The 21,784-nt window shown below is 65.1% G+C and carries 19 protein-coding genes; 16 read left to right on the top strand and 3 right to left on the bottom strand.

Annotated elements, in window-relative coordinates:
- Positions 1–2: 2 nt before the first annotated feature.
- From ACVOL0_RS07900 to ACVOL0_RS07890, 3 genes are read right to left on the bottom strand one after another with little or no spacing between them, the layout of a single operon-like run.
- On the bottom strand, positions 3–1,124 hold the full coding sequence (locus tag ACVOL0_RS07900; RefSeq protein ID WP_481548610.1) for an ABC transporter permease: 1,122 nt from the start codon (positions 1,122–1,124) through the stop codon (positions 3–5).
- Entirely contained in the window at positions 1,124–2,884 is a 1,761-nt protein-coding gene (locus tag ACVOL0_RS07895) for an ATP-binding cassette domain-containing protein (protein WP_481548609.1), read from the bottom strand. The genes ACVOL0_RS07900 and ACVOL0_RS07895 overlap by 1 nt, the downstream gene beginning before the upstream one ends.
- Positions 2,884–3,882: an HlyD family secretion protein gene (locus ACVOL0_RS07890; RefSeq protein ID WP_481548608.1), complete on the bottom strand. Its 999-nt coding sequence runs from the start codon at positions 3,880–3,882 to the stop codon at positions 2,884–2,886. Before ACVOL0_RS07890 ends, ACVOL0_RS07895 begins: the two co-directional genes overlap by 1 nt.
- Before the next feature lie 110 nt (positions 3,883–3,992).
- Here ACVOL0_RS07890 and ACVOL0_RS07885 point away from each other — a divergent pair, with 110 nt between their 5' ends.
- The 16 genes from ACVOL0_RS07885 (at position 3,993) to ACVOL0_RS07810 (ending at position 21,663) form a co-directional block, all read left to right on the top strand.
- Positions 3,993–4,679 (top strand): TetR/AcrR family transcriptional regulator, encoded by a 687-nt coding sequence (locus tag ACVOL0_RS07885; RefSeq protein WP_481548607.1) that lies wholly within the window; start codon positions 3,993–3,995, stop codon positions 4,677–4,679.
- Positions 4,680–4,834: 155 nt separating this feature from the next.
- Positions 4,835–5,104, top strand: coding sequence for a flagellar biosynthetic protein FliQ (locus tag ACVOL0_RS07880; RefSeq protein ID WP_481548606.1), 270 nt, complete (start codon positions 4,835–4,837; stop codon positions 5,102–5,104).
- 4 nt (positions 5,105–5,108) lie between these two features.
- Positions 5,109–5,900, top strand: a complete 792-nt coding sequence (gene fliR / locus ACVOL0_RS07875; protein ID WP_481548605.1) for a flagellar biosynthetic protein FliR — start codon at positions 5,109–5,111, stop codon at positions 5,898–5,900.
- Between the two features lie 169 nt (positions 5,901–6,069).
- Entirely contained in the window at positions 6,070–8,193 is a 2,124-nt protein-coding gene (locus tag ACVOL0_RS07870) for a putative bifunctional diguanylate cyclase/phosphodiesterase (RefSeq protein ID WP_481548604.1), read from the top strand.
- Positions 8,194–8,374: 181 nt separating this feature from the next.
- Positions 8,375–9,505, top strand: coding sequence for a flagellar biosynthesis protein FlhB (flhB, locus tag ACVOL0_RS07865; RefSeq protein WP_481548603.1), 1,131 nt, complete (start codon positions 8,375–8,377; stop codon positions 9,503–9,505).
- Positions 9,502–11,610 (top strand): flagellar biosynthesis protein FlhA, encoded by a 2,109-nt coding sequence (gene flhA / locus ACVOL0_RS07860; RefSeq protein WP_481548602.1) that lies wholly within the window; start codon positions 9,502–9,504, stop codon positions 11,608–11,610. Before flhB ends, flhA begins: the two co-directional genes overlap by 4 nt.
- Positions 11,611–11,762: 152 nt before the next feature.
- A complete protein-coding gene (flhF, locus tag ACVOL0_RS07855; protein WP_481548601.1) occupies positions 11,763–13,571 on the top strand; it encodes a flagellar biosynthesis GTPase FlhF in 1,809 nt (602 codons plus the stop codon).
- Complete coding sequence (locus tag ACVOL0_RS07850) at positions 13,558–14,442, top strand: MinD/ParA family ATP-binding protein (RefSeq protein ID WP_481535745.1); 885 nt, start codon at positions 13,558–13,560, stop codon at positions 14,440–14,442. The genes flhF and ACVOL0_RS07850 overlap by 14 nt, the downstream gene beginning before the upstream one ends.
- Positions 14,439–15,188: an RNA polymerase sigma factor FliA gene (locus ACVOL0_RS07845; RefSeq protein ID WP_481548600.1), complete on the top strand. Its 750-nt coding sequence runs from the start codon at positions 14,439–14,441 to the stop codon at positions 15,186–15,188. The genes ACVOL0_RS07850 and ACVOL0_RS07845 overlap by 4 nt, the downstream gene beginning before the upstream one ends.
- Before the next feature lie 13 nt (positions 15,189–15,201).
- Positions 15,202–15,594 (top strand): chemotaxis response regulator CheY, encoded by a 393-nt coding sequence (gene cheY / locus ACVOL0_RS07840; RefSeq protein WP_282271267.1) that lies wholly within the window; start codon positions 15,202–15,204, stop codon positions 15,592–15,594.
- Positions 15,594–16,214, top strand: coding sequence for a protein phosphatase CheZ (locus ACVOL0_RS07835; RefSeq protein ID WP_481530821.1), 621 nt, complete (start codon positions 15,594–15,596; stop codon positions 16,212–16,214). Before cheY ends, ACVOL0_RS07835 begins: the two co-directional genes overlap by 1 nt.
- A gap of 3 nt (positions 16,215–16,217) precedes the next feature.
- Positions 16,218–18,080, top strand: a complete 1,863-nt coding sequence (locus ACVOL0_RS07830) for a chemotaxis protein CheA (protein ID WP_481548599.1) — start codon at positions 16,218–16,220, stop codon at positions 18,078–18,080.
- Positions 18,081–18,212: 132 nt separating this feature from the next.
- Positions 18,213–18,953, top strand: a complete 741-nt coding sequence (locus tag ACVOL0_RS07825) for a flagellar motor protein (protein ID WP_481530819.1) — start codon at positions 18,213–18,215, stop codon at positions 18,951–18,953.
- A gap of 3 nt (positions 18,954–18,956) precedes the next feature.
- Entirely contained in the window at positions 18,957–19,904 is a 948-nt protein-coding gene (gene motD, locus ACVOL0_RS07820) for a flagellar motor protein MotD (RefSeq protein ID WP_481548598.1), read from the top strand.
- Positions 19,904–20,686 (top strand): ParA family protein, encoded by a 783-nt coding sequence (locus ACVOL0_RS07815; RefSeq protein ID WP_481548597.1) that lies wholly within the window; start codon positions 19,904–19,906, stop codon positions 20,684–20,686. Before motD ends, ACVOL0_RS07815 begins: the two co-directional genes overlap by 1 nt.
- Positions 20,683–21,663 (top strand): chemotaxis protein CheW, encoded by a 981-nt coding sequence (locus ACVOL0_RS07810; protein WP_481548596.1) that lies wholly within the window; start codon positions 20,683–20,685, stop codon positions 21,661–21,663. The genes ACVOL0_RS07815 and ACVOL0_RS07810 overlap by 4 nt, the downstream gene beginning before the upstream one ends.
- The last annotated feature ends 121 nt before the right edge of the window (positions 21,664–21,784 follow it).

Below are 21,784 nucleotides of genomic sequence, written 5' to 3'. Positions count from 1 at the left end.
GCTTACACCAGCCTCTTGCGCAGCTTGTAGCGGGTGGCCGCGAACAGCAGCAGCGCATAGAGCAGCAGGATGGTCGACTTCTGCAGAAACAATGCCCAGTTGTCACCGGTCAGGAACAGCGATTTGATCAAGCCCATGAAATGCGTGGCCGGCAGCAACTGGCTGATGACCTGCACCGCAACCGGCATGTTACGCAGGTCGAATACGAAGCCGGACAGCATCATCGCCGGCATGAAACTGGTCAGCAAAGCTACCTGGCTGGCCTGGAACTGGTTGCGGGTCACCGCCGATATGAACAGCCCCAGCAGCAGCGACACGCTCAGGTACAGCAGCGAGCTGACCACGATTGCAAACAGCGAACCACGCATCGGCACCTCGAACAGAAAGCGTGCGGTCAGCAGGCAGATCGCCAGATTGATCGCGCCGATGCCGAGATACGGCAGCAGCTTTGCCAGCACCAGTTCGGTCGGCCGCACCGGGGTGACAAACAGTGCCTCCAATGTGCCGCGCTCCCATTCACGCGCAACCAGCAGCGAGGTCAGGAATGCACCGATCAGTGTCATCACCAGCACGATCAGGCCCGGCACCAGATACCAGGTGCTGGTATTTGCTTCGTTGAACCACATGCGCTGGGCCACACTGACGCCACCGCCCGCACTTTCGCCGCCTTGTCGATCAAGCGTCGTCAGCATCTGCGTCGCCAAGGCGCCGCCCACGTAGGCCTCCAGGGTCCGCGCGGTATTGGCATCCACGCCATTGAGGATCAGCTGCACCTGCGCATTGCCCTCAGCCCTGCGCCGGCTGAAATCCACCGGCACATGCACGATGCCGCCGACCTTGCCTTGCCGCATCAAGTCCACAGCGGCCTTCATGTCAGCAACCTGCACCGGTGCCAGATACGGCGAGCCCTGCAGCCCGGCGACCAGCGATTGCGTGGTCGGCGAGCGCTCATCCAGCACCACCGCGACCGGCGCATGGCTGACATCGAACGACAGCCCGTAACCAAACAGCAGGATCAATGCCGCCGGCAATAACAGACCCACGGCAAGACTGCTGCGTTCACGCAGCATCTGCCGGGTCTCCTTGCGCACCAGCGCCGATAGGCGGGACAGGAACCCGGACATCACGCAGCCCTGCCACCGGCAGCGGCACTGCGCTGCGCGCGGCCCTGCTCGACGATGCCAATGAAGGCGGCATTCATGTCGATGCCGTCAGCGCCGGCCTGCTCGCGCACCTGCTGTGGCGTCCCAAGAGCCAACAGTTCACCTGCGTCCTGGATGGCGATGCGATCGCAGTATTCCGCTTCCTCCATGAAATGGGTGGTGACGATGATGGTCACGCCCTGCTGCGCCAACCCGGTGATGGTGCGCCAGAACGCACGCCGTGCCAGCGGATCGATACCGCTGGTCGGTTCATCCAGAAACAGGATTTCCGGCGCATGCAGCAATCCCACCGCCATTGCCAGTCGCTGTTTGTAGCCTGCAGGCAACTCGCCACTGCGCGCATCCGCCTGCAGGTCGAAGCGTTTGATGGCATCGGCAACACGCTCGCGCAGTTGCGTGCCGCCAAGACCATAGGCACCGCCGAAGAACTCCAGGTTCTCGCGCACACTCAAATTGGCGTACAGCGCGAACTTCTGTGAGACATAGCCGATGCGTGCGCGGGCCTGGGCTCGGGCAGTGCGCAGATTCAGACCAGCCACTTCCAGATGCCCACTGCTGGCCGGCAACAGACCGCAGAGCATGCGGAAGGTAGTGGTCTTGCCGGCACCATTGGGGCCGAGCAGGCCAAATATCTCGCCGCGGTGCACATCGAAACTGGTGCTGGCCACGGCGGTGAAATCACCGAAGCGACGCACCAGATCACGCACCACGATGACCGGCGCATCATCCTGCAGGATCTTGCTCGCTGCGACCTCGGCCGCCGGCAGAGATGCTGGCGCCTCCTGCGCGCGCAGCAGCATCATGAAGGCATCTTCCAACTCCGCCGGGCGTCGGCTCGGCTGCTCGCCTTGCAGCACTGCAGCGATATCCGACGGCGCCACACTAGGCTGCAGGATGAAACGTACGGAACCGGCACGCGGCACCGCATCCAGCACGTGCAGGGTATCGTCGATCAGCTGCGCCTGCAGGTCGCGCGGCTGCCGCGTCGGCGCGGGTGCTACCGCCCAGGTCAGGCCCTGTGCCTTGTCGGTCAGCGCGGCAGGATTGCCTTGCGCCAACAAGCGCCCCTGATGCAGCACGAAGATCTGCTCGCAGCGCTCAGCCTCGTCCATGTAAGCCGTGCTGACCAGCACGCTGAGCTGCTCCTCCTGCACCAGCTGCTGGATGATCTTCCACAGTTCGCGCCGCGACAGCGGGTCCACGCCCACACTGGGCTCATCCAGCAGCAACAGCTCCGGTGAGCGTACCAGCGTGCAGGCCAGGCCCAGCTTCTGCTTCATGCCGCCAGACAGCTTGCCCGCCGGGCGCTGTTTGAACGCAGCCAGGTCAGTCATCTGCAGCAGGCGCTCGAAGCGTGCATTGCGCTCAGCCGGAGGCACACCATGCAGGTCCGCGTACAGATCCAGGTTCTCCTGCACGCTCAGGTCTTCATACAGGCCGAAGCGCTGCGGCATGTAGCTGATGCGGTCCTGCACCTGCTGCGGCTGGCTTGCTACGTCACGGCCAAGCACCTGCAACTGGCCAGAATCGGCGGGCAGCAAACCCGCAACCATGCGCAGAAAGGTGGTCTTGCCCGCACCATCCGGTCCAACCAATGCAGTCAGCTCGCCCTTGCGCACGCGCAGGGAAACCCCTGCCAGCGCCTCCACCTGCCCGCCACCGGCTGCCGGAAAACACTTGCGCAGGTCGACCGCAACAACCGTGGCAGCGGCTGCTTCCATCAGTGCACCGCCTCCTGCAACCGCACGCTCACCGGTTGGCCCAGGCGCAGCTGATCCTGCGGGTCCTCGACCACCACGCGCACTTCGTAGACCAGGCTGGTGCGCAGCTCTTCGGTCTGCACGGACTTCGGGGTGAATTCGGCCACCGAGGAAATGAAGCCGACCTTGCCGGTCACCGGCTTGTCGGGGTGGCTATCGCTAGTCACCTGCGCCAGCTGACCACTGCGGATACGACCGAGCTCGGTCTCGCTGGCAAACACCCGTACCCACTTCGGCTGCGTCAACGCCAAGGCGAACGCTGCGCGTTGCGGACCGGCCATGTCGCCGACTTCCACCAGCCGCGAGCGCACCACCGCCGCCACCGGCGCCTTCAGCTGGCCTTGCGCGATCTGGTGCTGCAGCAACGCGAGCTGGGCATCGGCCGCCTGCAATTGCGCCTCGGCTGCCGCGATGTCTTCCTTGCGCGGGCCTTGCTGCACCAGCGCCAATGCCTGTTGCTGCAGTTCAGCCGTCGCTGCCGCCACTTTCGCCACGCTACGCGCGCGGTCCATTTCCTGCGCGCTTACACCACGACCGTCCGTCGCGCTGGCCACGCCCTGCAAGCGCTGCAGGTCCTGCGCTGCACGCGCTGCATCGGCCTGCGCTGCGGCCAGCTGGCTTCTGGCCTGCACGACTTCCTGCGGCCGCGCGCCGTTGTGCAACCGCGCCACCGTCTGCCGCTGCGTCTCGATCTGTGCCTTGGCTTGATCTGCCTGCAGTTGCAGGGTGCGGGTGTCGAGCGTAGCCAGCACATCGCCGGCCTTGACCTTGTCGCCTTCCTCCACGCGCACTTCCTGCACCCGGCCACTGCCATCGAAGGCGAGCGACACCTGGCGGATGTCCACATTGCCCTGCAACTGCAGGCCGTCGTCAGCCGGCTTGTCGCTGCTGCTCCACCACAGCAGCAGCGCGACCAACAACGCAACGGCGACCACCACGACAAGGACGGGCTTCTTCATCAGGACGCTTCCGCAAGCTGGACTGGATATGCCGAACAGCCTAGTTCAAATTAAATTTAATTTAAAGTAGTGCCAGTCGGAACGATGAAGCAGGCTAAACTTGCCACGCAATGAGCACACAGAAAACCACCCAGCGCGGCCCACGTACCGACGGCGAGGCCACCCGCGCCCGCCTGCTGGAGGCGGCCGGCCAACTGTTCTCGCAACAGGGCTTTGCCGAAACCACCAGCAAAGCCGTCGCCCAGCTGGCCACTGCCGATCTGGCGTCCATCAACTACCACTTCGGCAGCCGCAACGGCCTGTACCAGGCGGTACTGCTGGAAGCGCACCGGCAGCTGCTTGATCTTGACGATCTGCAACGCATCGCCAGCAGCGCATCGAGCGCGGAGCAGCGTCTGTACGAACTGCTGGCCGGCCTGGTCCAGCGCGCCCAGCAGCCCGAGGCCTGGGCACCACGCGTGCTGGCCCGCGAACTGCTGGCGCCCTCCTCGCACCTGCAGGTGCTGATGGAAGAAGCGGTTCCGCCGAAAATGATGGCGGTGGCGCAGATCCTCAGCGAAATCTCTGGCATCCCAGCTGACGAGCCGGCGTTATTCCGCTGTCTACTGAGTGTCGCCGCGCCCTGCATGATGCTGATCGTGATCGGCCGTGGCGTGCCCGGCCCGTTGCAGGCAGTGGCGCAAGGCCCATCGCAGCCGTTGCTGGCACATCTGCATCGCTTTGCGGTCGCGGGCCTGCAGGCGGTCGGCGAGGACTACCGCAGCAAGCCTGCGGCTGTGGATGTGGGAGCCGCGTAAGCCGCGAAGCCGAGATAAGTCAGTCACCGGCTGGGCTACGATCTGATCGAACATCAGCTTCGCGGCTGACGCCGCTCCCACAAGTCAGGTTTGGGGTGCCCCCCGCCAAAAACCCGCCGCCAACGCTGTGGCACCGCTCTTGCATCTGCCCCGGCATGAGTCCCGAACTTGCCCTTACCGAACTGCGCGGCGGCCTGGTTGCCACCTTGTGGATCGCCGGTCCGCTGCTGCTTGTCGTGCTGGTCGTCGGCGTGGTGGTCGGCGTCATCCAGGCCGCCACCCAGATCAACGAGCCCACCATCGCCTTTGTCGCCAAAGCCGCCGCCCTGACCGCAGCCTTGTTTGCGCTGGGCAGCCTGCTGCTTGGCCACCTGGTCGAGTTCACCACCCTGTTGTTCCAGCGCATTCCGCACCTGATCGGCTAGCGCAATGGACTCGGTCACCCAGACAGTCATCGACGGCCAGCAGGCCTTCGCCATCATCGGCAATACGCTGTGGATCATGCTGCGCATCGGCGCAATGCTGATGGCCATGCCGATGATTGGCACCCGTGCGGTGCCGGCGCGGGTGCGCGCGCTGCTGGCGGTTGCGCTGTCGGTTGCGCTGTCCCCAGTCCTGCCGCCAGTGCCCATCTTCAATGGCTTTGACTCGATGACCGTGCTGAACATCCTGCGCGAAGTGGCGGTGGGGGTCAGCATCGGCTTTCTGCTGCGGCTGATCTTCGAGGCTGGCGCGATGGCAGGCGAAATGATCGCGCAGAGCACCGGCCTGGCCTTCGCACAGATGGCCGACCCGATGCGTGGCGGCAGTTCCGGCGTGATCGGGCAATGGTTCTACCTGATGTTCGGCCTGCTGTTCTTCACCAGCAACGGCCACCTGGCGCTGATCTCGCTGCTGGTGGACAGCTACAAGGCATTGCCCATCGGCACCGCCCTGCCCGATCCACATGCGGTGGCCGCGCTGGTGCCGACCCTGGCGCTGCAGATTTTCCGTGGCGCGCTGTCGCTGGCACTACCGCTGGTGGTGGCGATGCTGGCCATCAATCTGGCCTTTGGCGTCCTATCCCGAGCAGCGCCAGCGCTCAATCCCATGCAGTTGGGCCTGCCGGTTGCACTGCTGCTTGGGCTGTCCCTGCTCACCTTGCTGGCCGGAGAAATGGGACCACCGGTACAGCGCCTGTTCGACACCGCCTTCGATACGGCGCGGCAAGTAACAATGTGACGTCCTACACAGCTCAGGTTTTTTGATTTGGCATTATCCAAACACCCTATTGCTGGTTACCCTGTACCCGTGGATAGTCCGGGTACAGCACGGACCGCAGGGGAATGCGGTACCGGCTACGAGATATCGCTTCCGCGACCGCGGTGCGACAACCTTAGGGAGGGGTTCGATGCTCGTTGGCAGCTACAACCCGTTGTTTGTCGTGCTGTCGATTCTGGTGGCCATCCTGGCCTCGTTCACGGCACTGGATATGGCCTCGCGGGTATCCGCCTCGCAACCGCGCCGCGCCGCGGCGCGCTGGCTGCTGGCCGGGGGCGTGGCCATGGGCGCCGGCATCTGGTCGATGCACTTTGTGGGCATGCTGGCTTTCCGCCTGCCAATCCCCTTGGGCTACGACCTGTGGCTGACCGTGGAGTCCCTGCTGGTCGCGGTTGCCGCCTCGATTTTTGCCCTATGGCTGGTATCGCGGCCAACCCTGCCGCATCTGCGCTTGGCACTGGGTGCGCTGCTGATGGGTCTGGGCATCGCGTGGATGCATTACGTCGGCATGTCAGCGCTGAAAATGAATCCAGGCATCGATTACGACAGGGTCTGGTTCGTTCTTTCCATCGTGATTGCAGTCGGTGCATCGTGGAGCGCGCTGTACATCGCATTTCGCCTGCGCACCGTCGAGCACGCCCTGCCGCCCCGGCTGATCGCCGCCGCGGTGATGGGCCTTGCCATTGTCGGCATGCATTACACCGGCATGGCGGCGGCACGCTTCCCAGCCGGTTCAGTTTGTACCGCAGCCACCACCGGTGGCGTTCCAACCGAGTGGCTGGCCGCCTGCGTCGTGCTGCTGACCGTTGGCGTGATGGGCGTTGTGCTGACCATCTCCCTGTTCGAGCAGCGCATGCAGGCACGCTTGCTGCACCTGCGCAACTCGATGCTGTCAGCCTCGCTGGACGATGCGCGCAAGGAACTGTTCCATGCCAGCCAGCACGACTCGTTGACCCGCCTGCCCAACCGCCAGCTTTCGCATGAGCGTATCGAACAGTTGCTGCAGGACGGCCAGCCGTTCGTGGTGATGTCCATCGACCTGGACGGTTTCCGCCATATCAATGGCACGTTCGGCTCGCAGACCGGCGATGCCGCCCTGGTCGATATCGGCGAGCGCCTGCGCCAGCTACTGCCGGCCGACGACCTGGTCGGTCGCCTCGGTGGCGATCAGTTCGTCATCGCCAGTCAGCTCAGGCAGACCGAAGAACTGGACTCGCTTGCAGATCGCATCATTCTGGCGGTCAACTCGGTGCGGGTAAGCGGACGCGAACTGCGGATCACCGCAAGTCTCGGCATCGTCAAGCAGCCGCAGACCGGCACCACCACCGCTGCGCAGCTGATCGCCATGGCCGAGACCGCCATGGCCTATGCCCGACAGTCCGGGCGCAACACGCACGCGCTGTTCGCCGACTGGATGAACGACAACGTCGAGCAGGACCGGCGCCTGCTGGAAGACCTGCGCAAGGCGCTGGGAACCGCCCAACTGTCGCTGCACTACCAGCCCCGCGTGCATGCCGACAGCGGTCGTATAGGCGGTGCCGAGGCTTTGATCCGATGGCGTCACCCTGAGCACGGTTACGTCCCCGCTGATCGCATCATCCGCCTTACCGAACAGAGCGACCTGATGGACGTGATCGGTAATTGGGTGCTGGATGAAGCCTGTCGGCAAATGCGCTGCTGGCAGGATGCAGGCAACGCCGAGTGGCGGGTGGCGGTCAATCTGTCAGGCCGCCAGCTGGGTTCGCCCAAACTCATTGAAGACGTCCGCGCCGCACTGGAGCGCAACGATCTTGAGCCCTCACGCCTGATTCTGGAAATCAGCGAAGGCGCAGTGATGCGCGACACCGACAACGCCATTTCCGTACTGCGCAGTGTCGCCGCACTGGGCGTGGGCATATCGATTGACGACTTCGGTATCGGCGTGTCCAGCCTGCTGCACCTGAAGCGGCTGCCCGCCACCGAAATAAAGATCGACCGCGCCTTCGTGCTGGCGCTGGAAGAAAGCGACGAGGACGTGGTGATCGTCTCGGCGATTGTCGCGCTTGGACATGCCCTGAACATGGAGATCGTCGCCGAAGGCATCGAAACCCAGGGACAGCGCTCCTATGTGGAGCGGCTGGGTTGCGATCACCTGCAGGGGTATCTGTTGGGCCGCCCGGTCAGCGCCGAAAATTTCATGCGCCTGCACGGTGGCGACGCCCAGCATGCGGCGCTGGAAGCGCGTCTGGCCTCATTCAACGCAAGCCAGGAATAGGCCCATAGTGCCGATCCATGCTCGGCAGAAGCATTACAAGCAATCCCCCTGTAGTGCCGAGCCATGCACGGCAAGGGCTCTACCGGTAAATCCCCAAGCCGAGCATGGCTCGGCACTACCAGAACCCGTTCTGGAATGATTTTTGCACGGCCATGGAAGAATCCTTCTTCCATGCCGAGCAATGTCCGAGAACGAACAGGCCGGGGAAAAAACCGAACTCCCCACCGAAAAACGCCTGCGCGAGGCCCGCGAGCAAGGCAATATCCCGCGCTCGCGCGAGCTGGCAACCGCCGCGGTGTTTGTCGCCGCGGTGCTGGCGCTGTACGCCATGGGCGGCTCAATAGGCAGCTCGGCCCGGCAATGGATGAAGGCCGCGCTGTCACCTGAAGTCGGGCTGTTGGATACGCCGAACGCCTTGTTCGGCCACGCCGGCTGGATGCTGCTCAAGCTGATGCTGGCCTTCAGCCCCCTGCTCCTGGTGTGTCTTGCTGCCGGCATGATTGCCCCGGCTTTGATGGGCGGGCTGCAGTTCTCCAACAAAGCACTGATGCCCGATCTCAAGCGCATGAACCCATTGACCGGGATCAAGCGCCTGGTCGGGCCCGAGGCCTTGGCCGAGCTGGTCAAGTCGATGCTGCGCGTTGCCTTTGTCGGCACCGCCGCCGGCCTGTGCATCTGGCACGGCGCCGACGCCCTGCGCGGCCTGCTGCATCTACCACTGGAAGCCGCCATCGGTCGCGGGCTGGCTTTTACCCTCAAACTGCTGTTGGCCACCGCAGGTGCCATGGCCCTGCTCGCTGCCATTGATGCGCCCTACCAGAAGTGGAACTGGTTGCGGAAGCTGAAGATGACCCGTGAAGAACTGCGCCGCGAGATGAAGGAAAGCGAGGGCAGCCCCGAGGTCAAGGGCCGCATCCGGCAGATGCAGATGCAGCTGTCACAACGCCGGATGATGGAAGCCGTGCCCACAGCCGACGTGGTGCTGGTCAACCCCACCCATTATGCCGTTGCCCTCAAGTACGAGAGCGGGCGCATGAACGCCCCTACCGTGGTCGCCCGTGGCGTAGACGAACTGGCCCTGCGCATCCGCCAGGTCGCCGACGGCAACAAGGTCGCCATTGTCTCGTCACCGCCTTTGGCACGGGCCTTGTATCGGGAAAGCCAACTCGGCAAGGAAATCCCCGTGAGACTGTATTCGGCTGTCGCCCTGGTCCTGTCCTACGTCTACCAGCTGCGCCAATGGCGCAGTGGTCCGATGCCGCAGATGGCATCCATCGATATTGATGAGTTCGGCAAGGGAGAAACCCGATGAGCAGCCAGAGCTCAGGCCTGTCCGCGCGCCGCGTGCTGGACATGCTGCGCCACGGGCTGGGCGCACCGCTGATCGTGCTGGCCTTGCTGGCAATGGTGGTCGTGCCCTTGGCCGCGCCGGTGCTGGATGCCCTGTTCACCCTCAACATCGCCATCTCGATGCTGGTACTGCTGGCCGTGGTGTACGTGAAGCGGCCACTGGACTTCACCATCTTCCCGATCGTGCTGCTGGTCACCACCATGCTGCGGCTGGCCCTGAACGTGGCTTCCACCCGGGTGATCCTGCTCAACGGGCAGGACGGCCATGAGGCCGCCGGCAAGGTGATCGCTGCGTTCGGCGAGTTCGTCATCGGCGGCAACTACGCCGTCGGCATCGTGGTGTTCGCAATCCTGACCATCATCAACTTCGTGGTCATCACCAAGGGTGCCGGGCGCGTGTCGGAGGTGACCGCGCGTTTCATCCTGGATGCCATGCCCGGCAAGCAGATGGCGATCGACGCCGACCTCAACGCCGGTTTGCTGACGCGCGAGGAAGCCAAGATCCGCCGTGAAGAAGTCCGCGAGGAAGCCGATTTCTACGGCGCAATGGACGGCGCCAGCAAATTCATCCGCGGCGACGCCATCGCCGGCATCCTGATTCTCTTCATCAACATGCTCGGCGGCCTGGCCGTGGGCGTACTGCAGCACGGCATGCCGTTCGGCGACGCAGCGGCCACCTATACGCTGCTGTCGATCGGTGACGGCCTGGTGGCACAGCTGCCCGCCCTGCTGGTTTCCAGCGCCGTGGCCATGCTGGTGACCCGTGCCTCGCGCTCGCAGGACATGAGCGAGGCGATGATGGGCCAGGTGTTCGGCCAATACCGCGCACTGGCCATCACTGCCGCCATCATCGGCCTGGTCGGCCTGGTGCCGGGCATGCCGAACCTGGCCTTCCTCAGCCTGGCTGCGATCCTTGGCTTCATCGCCTGGAAATTGTGGAAGCGCGAAACCGGTGCTGTGGCCAAGACCGCTGCCAACAACGCCAGCACCAACGAAGGCGGCTTGAACACGCTGGGACAGCCGCAGCCGGCACCAACTGCTGAACTGACCTGGGACGAACTGCGCCCGGTCGATCCGCTCGGCCTGGAAGTGGGCTACCGGCTCATTCCACTGGTCGACAAGGCCCAGGGCGGCGAATTGATGACGCGCATCAAGGGCGTGCGCCGCAAGCTCACCCAGGATCTGGGCTTCCTGATCCCGCCGGTGCATATCCGCGACAACCTGGAACTGCCGGCGACCCACTACCGCCTGCTGATCCACGGCGTACCGGTCAGCAGCGCCGACATCCATCCGGATCGCGAGCTGGCACTGGACCCGGGCAGCGCCATGGGCAAGCTGGAAGGCATCGCAGGCAAAGACCCGGCGTTTGGCCTGGACGCCACCTGGATCCAGCCGCACCAGCGTGCCCACGCCGAATCACTGGGTTATACGGTGGTCGATCCTGCCACCGTGGTTGCCACCCACCTGTCGCACCTGATCCGCGAGCACGCGCCGGAACTGCTCGGCCACGAGGAAGTCCAGCAGCTGCTGGCGACCCTGGCCAAGAGCGCCCCCAAACTGGCCGAAGACCTGTCGCCCAAGGCGCTGCCACTGCCCACCGTGGCGCGGGTGTTGCAGAACCTGCTGGTCGAACGCATCCCGATCCGCCAGCTGCGCAAGATCGCCGAAGCGCTGGTCGAAGCCGCACCGGTCACCCAGGACGCCGCCGCGCTTACCGCCTCGGTACGCAATGCGCTGGGTCGCTTCATCGTGCAGGAAATCGCCGGTTCCTCGCCGGAGCTGCCGGTGTTCACCCTCAACCCGCAATTGGAACGCGTCTTGCAGGAGTCAACACAAGGCAATGGCGCCGCACTGGAACCTGGTCTCGCCGAACGCCTCCACCAAAGCCTTGCCGATTGCGTCGGCAAGCAGGAGGCCCGCAACGAGCCGGCTGTAGTGCTGGTACCGGCCCCGGTCCGCGCCGCGCTGGCGCGCCTGGTCCGCCACAGCGTTCCCTCGCTGTCGGTCCTGGCCTACAGCGAAGTGCCGGAAGACAAACGCCTGAAACTGGTCGGCACGATCAGCTGAGGCAGCCCGAAAGCCGTCACCGACAGCAATGCCGGTGACGGAAACCAGACACCTGCTGCACCGCACCCATTCCGCAAGAAGGAGCCCGCCACGCCATGTTCGACATCGCCAACGCCACTCCTTCGCCGCAGCCCCACTCCCGGTACCAAAGCATGAAGATCAAACGTTTCGTCGCCGCTGACATGCGCACCGCCATGAACCTCGTGCGCAAGGAACACGGCCCCGATGCCGTGATCCTGTCCAACCGCCGGATCGAGGAAGGTGTGGAGATCGTGGCTGCTGCGCACTACGACGAAACCGCAGTGAAGCAGGCGCTGGAAGCCAGCCGCCCGGCACCGCCGGCAGCGGCCAAGCCGCGCAGCGCCGCCGAAGCCATCATGGCCGCAATGACCCGCCGCAAGGCACCGGAGCCGGAACCGGTTACCGCCACCACCTCGGCGGTCGCCGCGCTGGCACGCTCGGCGGTTGGCGCCACTGGCCGTTCCATAGACAACAGCATCGAGCTTGCACCGGGCAGCCGCTTCGCCGGCCTGCTCAAGTCCGCCGAGGTTGAACCGGTGGCGGCGCGCGCGCCTGCGCCTCGGACCTTCTTCGCCACCCAGCCAGCCAGCGCCGATGAGCTGCCGGTAGTGCCGGCTTTCCGTCCCGTCGGCAGTGCGGCGGCCATCGCCCCCCTGGCCGCTGCACCGGCTGTTGCCCAGCAAGCCAGCTTTGCCGATGCCATTGCTGCCGTCACCATCGCGCCGCCGGCGCCGGCGGAGCGCGCACGTTTTGCCATCGACCCGCCGCTGGCTGAGACGGAGCCGACCCAGCCGCAGGCAGCCATTGCCGCGACCATCCCCGCAATTCCCGCTGCGCCGGTGCTCACCGTCGCCGCTACGACACCTGCAATCGAGCCGGCCGCGCCGATCGCTGCCGCGATCGCTCCGTTCGCGGCCCCGCAGCCGGTTGAAGGTCCGGTCGTCGCCGCCATCGAAACCGCCACACCGACAACTGTCGCCAGCAGCGCAGCGGTCAGCCCGGTCATCACCAGTCCAGCAGTCATCGCCCGCGATGACGAGCAGCTCAGCCAGCTGCGTCAGGAAGTGGCCGGCATGCGCCATCTGATCGAGCGCGAGATGAACCGCTTCACCGATGAGCGCCTGCGCGGCAGCGCCGTACGCGCCAATGCCTTGGACCTGATGGACGAGTACGGCTTCGACGCCGGCCTGGCCCGCGATGTCGCCACCCAGATTCCGGCCGATATCGACCCCAGCCGCGCCCGTGGACTGATGCTGGGGCTGATCTCCAAAAAACTGCCGATCGCCCCGGTCGATCCGATGGAGACCGGTGGCGTGATCGCCCTGGTCGGCCCCACCGGCGCTGGCAAGACCACCACCATCGCCAAGCTGGCCTCGCGCTTCGCCGAAGCCCACGCCGCCCGCGACGTGGCCCTGGTCACCACCGACACCCAGCGCATTGGCGCGCGTGAGCAGCTGTACGGCTTCGGCCGCCAGCTCGGCATCGCCGTGCACGAGGCCAATAGCAGCACCGACCTGAACCAGCTGCTGCAGAAGCTGGCCGACTACAAGCTGGTGCTGATCGACACCGCCGGTCTGGGCCAGCGCGACCGCGCTCTCACTGCCCAGCTGCAGTGGCTGCGGGCAGCCGGTCAGATCCGCACCCTGCTGGTGCTGCCCGCCAACACGGCCTTCCAGGACATGGACGAAGTGGTCCGTCGCTTCAGCGCCGCCAACCCGCAGGGCGTGGTGCTGACCAAGCTGGACGAGACCGGCCGCTTCGGCTCGGCGCTGTCGGTAGCGGTCGATCACCGCCTGCCGATCACCTGGGTGACCGACGGCCAGGACGTTCCGGAAGACCTTTATCGGGCCTCTGCCGCAAATCTCGTACTTCGCCTTGAAGATTTGCGCCGCGCGGCCGATATGCCCTGCAACACGGAGTTGAACGATGCAGTCGCGTGAGTACGCCAAGCTGACCAACACCTTCCCCCTGTCGGCTACCCGGCACGAACCGGCTGGTCCGGTACGCACCATCGCGGTGACTGGCGGCAAGGGCGGTGTAGGTAAAACCAATGTCTCGGCCAACCTGGCCGTGGCACTGGCAGGCATGGGCAAACGTACCCTGCTGCTGGATGCCGACCTGGGCCTGGCCAACATCGATGTGGTGCTCGGCCTGCAGCCCAAGCACACCCTGGCCGACCTGGTCGCCGGGCGCGCCACGCTGGACGAAGTGATCATGGAAGGCCCGAACGGTGTGCTGGTGGTGCCGGCCGCCTCGGGCCGTCGGCACATGGCCGAGTTGCAGCCGGCCGAGCATGTCGGCTTGGTCAACGTTTTCTCCGAGCTCGAACGCGAGCTCGACGTGATGATCATCGATACCGCCGCTGGCATCACCGACAGCGTGCTGACCTTCTGCCAGGCCGCCCAGGACACCGTGGTGGTGGTCTGCGACGAACCCGCCTCGATCACCGACGCCTATGCATTGATCAAGGTGCTCTCGCGCGAGCGCGGCGTGGACCGTATCCAGGTCGTCGCCAACATGGTCCGCGACCCAAACGAAGGCCGCGCCCTGTATGAAAAGCTGGTACGGGTCTGCGAGAAGTTCCTGATCGACGTTTCACTGAACTACCTGGGCTGCGTGCCGCAGGACGACTGGTTGCGCCTGTCGGTGCAGCGTCAGCAGCCGGTGGTCAAGCTCTATCCTTCCGCGCCGGCTTCGCTGGCCATCAACGAAATCGCCCGTCGCACCGCGCGCTGGCAAGCCCCAACCGCCCCGCGCGGCGGCGTTGAATTCTTCCTGGAACGCATCATCCAGCAGAAGGTGAAGGCATGAACAATGCAGCCGCCCAATACCGTGAAGTCCAGCGCAGCGCGGCCAATGACTGCATCGCCCGCCACGCCGACCTGGTACGCCGCATCGCCCATCATCTGGCTGCGCGCCTGCCGGCCAGCGTCGAGGTCGATGACCTGATCCAGGCCGGCATGATGGGCCTGATCGAGGCCTCGCGCAGCTATGACGCCGAACAGGGCGCCTCGTTCGAAACCTATGCATCGATCCGCATCCGCGGTTCGATGATCGACGAGATCCGCCGCGGCGACTGGGTGCCGCGTTCGGTGCACCGCCGCGCCCGCGACGCCGCCGCCACCATCCGCAGGCTTGAGCAGAGCAGCGGCCGTGCGGCCAGCGCCAGCGAAGTGGCCGAGGCGATGGACCTGCCACTGCCTGAGTACATGCGTCTGGTCGAAGACGCATCGCGCGGCCAGGTGCTGAGCCTGGAGTCGCGCATCGAAGACCAGGGCGAGCTGGACACCCCGACCACCGGCGGCCCCAACCCGCAACAAGTGCTGGAACGCAGCCAGTTCGGCGCCGAGCTGGGCAAGGCCATCGCCCAATTGCCCGAGCGCGAGCAGCTGGTGCTGTCGCTGTATTACGAGCAGGAATTGAACCTGAAGGAAATTGGCGCGGTATTGGGCGTAAGCGAATCCCGCGTCTGTCAGATCCACGGCCAGGCCACGCTGCGTCTGCGTGGCCGACTGAAGATTTTCGAGGCGGCCGACGCCGGGCTCGAAGAACCATGAAGAGGAAAGTCTTTTGAACAAGAACATGCGCATCCTGATCGTTGACGACTTCTCGACGATGCGCCGCATCGTCAAGAACCTGCTCGGCGATCTGGGCTTCACCAATACCGCCGAAGCCGAGGACGGGCATGCCGCGCTGTCGATGCTGCAGACGCAGTCGTTCGATTTCGTCGTCACCGATTGGAACATGCCGGTGATGACCGGCATCGAGCTGCTCAAGGCAATCCGCAACGATGCCAAGCTCAAGACCCTGCCGGTGCTGATGGTTACCGCCGAAGCCAAGCGCGAACAGATCATCGAGGCTGCACAGAGCGGCGTGAACGGCTACATCATCAAGCCGTTCACTGCGCAGACGCTGGAAGAGAAACTCGGCAAGATTTTCGAACGCCTGGCAGCGAGCGCCTGATGAACCAGCTCGGCGAAGCATTGAGCGACAAATCGGCCCTGGTGCAGCGCCTGCAGGACGCACTGGCAGCACTGGAAAGCGGCGATGAAGCCGGTTGGCGCCGGGAAATCGATGCGCTGGCGGCATTGCGTGCGCAGCCAATGATGTCCGGGCTGGGCCGTCTTGCACGCGAACTGGGCCAGGCACTGGGCGAGCTGCCCAGCGTTCCCAGCGAAGCCGGCGAGCTGGATGATGCCTGCGCGCGCTTGGACCACGTGGTGCAGATGACCGAGCAGGCCACCCATCGCACCCTGGATCTGGCCGAAGAATGCCGCGCACTGACCGAGCGCCTGCGTGCGGACGGGCTCAATGCCGAACAGGGCGAGATCCTCGAACGCATCCGCCACAACCTCACCGAAGTCGCCCTGACCCAGAGCTACCAGGACCTCACCGGGCAGATCATCCGCCGCGTGGTTGGCATCGTCCGCCGCGTGCATGAAGGGTTTGGTGCGCTTGGTCTGCCGCCGCCGGAAGAAGATGCACGCAACCAGGGCCTGGCTGGCCCGGCCGTCAATGGCCTGGACCGCCACGCCGTGTCCCAGGTGGACGCAGACGACCTGCTCTCGGACCTGGGGCTGTAAATCATGAGTGCTTTTGCCGACGACATCGCCGCCGACTTCATCCTTGAAGCGCAGGAGATCCTGGATCGCCTCGGCGAGCAGCTGGTGACGCTGGAACAGGCACCGCATGACAGTGAGCAGCTCAACGCCGTATTCCGCGGTTTCCACACCCTCAAAGGCGGCGCCGGTTTTCTGGCGATCCACCCGATGGTGGAACTGTGCCATGCGGCCGAAGAAACCCTGGGCATGGCCCGCGCCGGCAAAGCCGAACTGCTGGCGCACCATTTCGACGCCGCCCAGCAATCGCTGGACTGGCTGCAGGCCATGCTTGATGCCGTGTCTTCGGGTACTGAACCGGAGCACGCACCTGCTGCGCTGATCGCCCAGTTCGACGTTGGCGCCGCACCTGTGGTTGCCGTCGCACAACCGGCCGCTGCATCTGCAGGTGACAGCGACCTGATCAGCGAAGACGAATTCGAAGCCCTGCTCAACGAACTTCACGGCAGCGGCACACCCGGTGCCCAGCCGATGGCTGCGACGAAGGCCGACGATGACCTGATCGACGAAGACGAATTCGAAGCCCTGCTCGACAAGTTGCATGGCGGCGCTGCGCCCGGCGCTGTCGCTGTGCAGGCCATTGCTGCCGCTACGCCCAAGCCCAAGCCGGCAGCACCCGCGGCCGCCCCCCGCCCCGCCACCAGCGCAGCCAAGCCGGCCGCGGCAAAAGCCACCGAGCCCGAGCACACCGTGCGCGTGGACACCAAGCGGCTGGACGCCATCGTCAACCTGATCGGCGAACTTGTGTTGGCACGCAACCGGCTCAAGACCCTGCGCACGCGCCTGAAGGATGAAGAACTGGACCGCGCAGTCTCCACCCTGGACATCGCCACCGCACGCCTGCAGTCGGCGGTGATGCGGACCCGCATGCAACCGGTCGGCAAGGTGTTCTCGCGTTTCCCCAAGGTCGCACGCGACGTTGCCCGCTCACTGCAGAAGGAAGTCGATCTGGAGCTGATCGGCGCCGATACCGAACTGGACCGCAATCTGGTCGAAGCACTGGCCGATCCGCTGGTGCATCTGGTCCGCAACGCCATCGACCATGGCGTTGAGTCACCCGAACTGCGCGAAGCACAGGGCAAACCACGGATGGGCCGGGTCCGCCTGTCTGCCCAACAGGAAGGTGACTACGTCAGCATCGAAGTGCAGGACGACGGTGCTGGCATCGACCCTGAGCGACTGCGCGCCAAGGCCCGCGACAAGGGCCTGCTCGACCCGGAAGCCGCTGCCCGCCTGACCAGCGAAGAGTGCCTGCACCTGGTGTTCCTGCCCGGTTTTTCGACCAAGCAGGAAGTCACCGACATCTCCGGCCGTGGCGTCGGCATGGACGTGGTGCAGTCGCGCATCCGCGAGCTCAGCGGCCAGATCCAGATCCAGTCCGAGCTTGGCCGCGGCAGCCGCTTCCTGATCCGCGTGCCGTTGACGCTGGCGATCCTGCCCACCCTGCTGGTACAGGCTGGCGAAGACGTCTACGCCCTGCCCTTGGCACGGGTGATGGAAGTGCTGCATGCACCGGCCACCTCGCTGGGCTGGTTTGACGGCCGCGCTGTGCTGGACCGCAAGAGTCATACCCTGGCCCTGCTAGACCTGCGTCAATGGCTGGGCGTCACCCCGGCACCGTCCACGCTATTGACCATAGTCGTGCTGCAGATGGGCGAAGCCCGTTTCGGCCTGGTGGTCGATCAGGTGCGCGGCCGCGAGGAAGTGGTGATCAAGCCGCTGCCACGTGCCCTGCGCGGCTTGAACGGCTATGCCGGCGCCACCTTGATTGGTGACGGCCGCATGGCGCTGATCCTGGATGTGGATGGGTTGCGTGGAGTCCAGGGGTGAGCCATCTCGTGATTGCGCCAGCACCGTTCGCGTCCCGCTAGTCCTCTCTCCCGCACACGGGAGAGGGACTGAAGAAAGCAGCTGCACCGCTCATTGATTCAAGACCGCTACAACGAGGCCGATATACGCACCATGGACCGACTCAGCATCATTGGACTCTTCCTCGCCCTCGCCTCCCTGGTGGGTGGCAGCATTCTCAAAGGCGCCGGCCTGTCCTCGCTGTGGTCACCTGCTGCCTTCGTCATCGTGATCGTCGGCACCTTGGCGGCAATCCTGTTGCATACCTCGCCAGCGGTCTTCAAACACGCTTTCAAGATTGTGCGCTGGGTGATCCGCCCGCCGGCCAGTGACCGCCGCGCGCTGGTCCAGCAGATCGTCGACTGGAGCAACATCGCCCGCCGTCAGGGCCTGCTCGGTCTGGAGCCGCAGGTCGAGCTACAGGACGATCCGTTCATCCGCAAAGGCCTGCAACTGGTGGTCGACGGCGTCGAGCCGGACACCATCCGCCACATGATGGAAATCGAACTGGGCAGCCAGGAACAGCAGGATCTGGCTGCGACCAAGGTATTTGAAGGCATGGGCATCTACGCCCCCACCCTGGGCATCATCGGCGCCGTGCTCGGCCTGATCGCAGTGATGAAGAACCTGGCCGACCCCAGCAAGCTCGGCCACGGCATCGCCGCTGCGTTCACCGCCACCATCTATGGCATCGCCTCGGCCAACCTGCTGTTCCTGCCGGTGTCGGCCAAGCTCAAGGGTGTGATCGCCAGCAGCTGCCGCGAGCGCGAAATGATCATCGAAGGCCTGATCGCCATTGCCCAGGGCGAGAACCCGCGCAATATCGAAAACAGCCTGGCCGGCTTCGTGAACTGAGCCATGGCCCGACGCAAGCACCACGACGAGCACGCCAACCACGAGGCATGGGCCATTCCCTATGCCGACCTGATGACGCTGTTGCTCGCGTTTTTTGTGGTGATGTATGCCATCTCATCCTTGAACGAAGGCAAGTACCGGGTCATGGCCGACGCCTTGACCACCGCCTTTGGCGGTGCCCCGCGTACCATCAGTCAGGTGCAGGTTGGCAACAAGCAGTTGCAGGGCGGCGGCTATGACTCGCCCTCGGTGATCAGTGCGCCGAGCATGACCGGCGGTGCGCTGGCCGACCCCACCCAGCTGCCCTCGATGGCATCGCATATGCGCATGCCGGTGTCAGCGCACAATCAGGAACAGCTGCAGCGCGCCGAGCGCCAGCTCAACCAGATCGCTGATCGCCTGAGCAAAACCCTCGCTCCGCTGGTCAAACAAGGCGTCATCACGGTGCGCCGTACCGAGCTGTGGATCGAGGTCGAGATCAACAGCGACATTCTGTTCAGTACCGGCTCGGCCGCGTTGGACGTCAGCGCCCGCGACACCTTGGGCACGCTGGCCGATGTATTGCTGGACGCACCCAATGGCGTGCGCGTCGAAGGCCACACCGACAACCTGCCGATCGCCACCGCACAGTTCCCGTCCAACTGGGAGTTGTCGGCCGCGCGCGCCGCCAGCGTAGTGCACCTGTTCGCCGATCATGGCGTGCAGCCGCAACGGCTGGCGATGGTGGGTTACGGCCAATTCCGTCCACGCGAAAGCAACGATGCGCCCGAAGGGCGCAACCGCAACCGGCGGGTGATGGTGATCATCCTCGCCGATTCGGCAGCGGCGGCCGAACTGCCAGCTGCCGGCAACACCACAGCCAGCACCAGCGGCGATCACGACAGCGGCGGCAGTTCTGCCGCAGGCAGCGTACGCAGCGCAGTACCGGCGGTCATCGAAGGAGTCCAATGATGCGCATCTGGGCCATAGCCAACCAAAAAGGCGGCGTCGGCAAAACCACTACCACCTTGTCGCTGGGCCGCGGCCTCGCCGCGCGCGGGCACAAGGTACTGCTGATCGACCTGGACCCCCATTCCTCCCTGACCCGCGCCTTCGGCGTGCCGGTTGAGCCGGTGCCGCAGGGCGTGCAGGAACTGTTCGCGGCCCCGCCACATGAGATCGCCGCACTGGCGCGCCACAGCGATATTCCCGGGCTGGATTACCTGTGCGCGCAGGCCTCGCTGGCCACCCTGGAACGTCGCAGCGCCAACCAGCCCGGGCTGGGCCTGGCCCTGCAACAAGCGCTGGCCCGCCATGGTGAACAGCATGACTACATCCTGCTCGACTGCGCGCCGACGCTGGGCTTGCTGATGATCAACGCGCTGGCGGCGGCCGATCGCCTGATCATCCCGACCCAGGCAGAACCGCTGGCCCTGCACGGCCTGGACGGCATGGTCCGCACCGGCGAAATGGTCGAGCGCTCGCGCAAACGCGCGCTACCGATCTCGGTGCTACCGACCCTGTTCGACCGTCGCACCCGTGCCGGCAACGAGACGCTGAAGCTGATGCAGGACCGTCACGGCGAGCGGGTTTGGGAAGACGCGATTCCGGTCGACACCCGCATCTGCAATCCAGCCGCACTGACCGTACCGGTGCTCGGCGACGACTATCCAGGGCGCGGCATGGCCGCTTACCGGCACGCCCTTGAGTGGCTGCTGCTCAATGAGGCCGCGCAGCTGGAGCGCGCCGCATGAGCAACGACGTACTCGACGACTATCTGGGCGAACTGCTGCTGGAGGCAGTCCCCGCAGCGGTCATCGCCGCGCCCGCAACGCCCGCCAAAGCGGCAGCAATCGAAGTGCCGGGCGACAGCGCTGAGCTTGAAGCCGTGTTCGAAGCCGCGCTTGCCGAAGTACAAGCCAAGCCCGCAACCGCCCCCGCAGCTCCTGCGGTGACCATTCCAGCAGGCGACACCGCGGCCCTGCAGGCCGCCTTCGACGATGCAATGGCGGCTACCAGCGCCGCCAATGCCGGCCGCCCGCCGACCTGGGATGACCTGCCGGACGAAGTGATCTACGAAACCGGTCCAGCCGAAAGCCGCAAGCTGGCCCATAGCGACAGCGCCGGCTTGCAGGCTGCGTTTGAAAGCGCAGCAGGCTTGCCGGCAAGCCCGGTCCCGGCGCCACGTAGCACCCCGAATGTCCGCGCCCTGGCAGAGCCCTCGTCGGATGCACGCCCCAGCACCTGGCAGGAACTGCAAGCGCAGGCACAGCGGCCAGCGAGCAGTCCGCAGCAACGCCGCGCCGCCGAGCGCAGCTCGCGCTGGCTGCGCCTGCGCTGTGGCCAACAGACGTATGCGCTGGAGCTGCTGAAGGTGCAGGAGGTGGTGCTACCGGTGCCGCTACTGGCCCTGCGTGGCACCGGCCCGGCGATGCTCGGCATCATGAATCTGCGTGGCCAGGTCGTACCGGTGATGGATCTTTGCCGCCACCTGGATGTACACAGCGCCCCGGATGACGCACAGACCCGCATTGTCGTGCTGGAAGAAAACGGCGAAACCCTGGGCCTGCGCGTATCGGCGGTGGAAGACGTCGCCAACCTCAATGACTCGCAGATCGAGCCGCCGGACACCGCGCGCATCTGCCAGATCTCCAATGAACTGTTCCGCGGTATCGCCCGCGTCGGCCAGCAACCCATGATCCTTCTGGACGCCGGCCGCCTGCTGCGCTGATTGCCGCTTCGCCTCCTCCCTTTCGCGCAGCGAAGGTGGGAGGCAAAGGTAGTGGCGCCCCCAGAGGGGGAACAGCGGTTACAGGTAGGATAAAACCCAAAAAACGGACGGGAAAAACAAA

Source organism: Stenotrophomonas sp. STEN021, assembly GCF_056760175.1.
The sequence above is the reverse complement of the archived record's forward strand: the minus strand, read 5'-3'. Positions and strand labels throughout refer to the sequence as shown.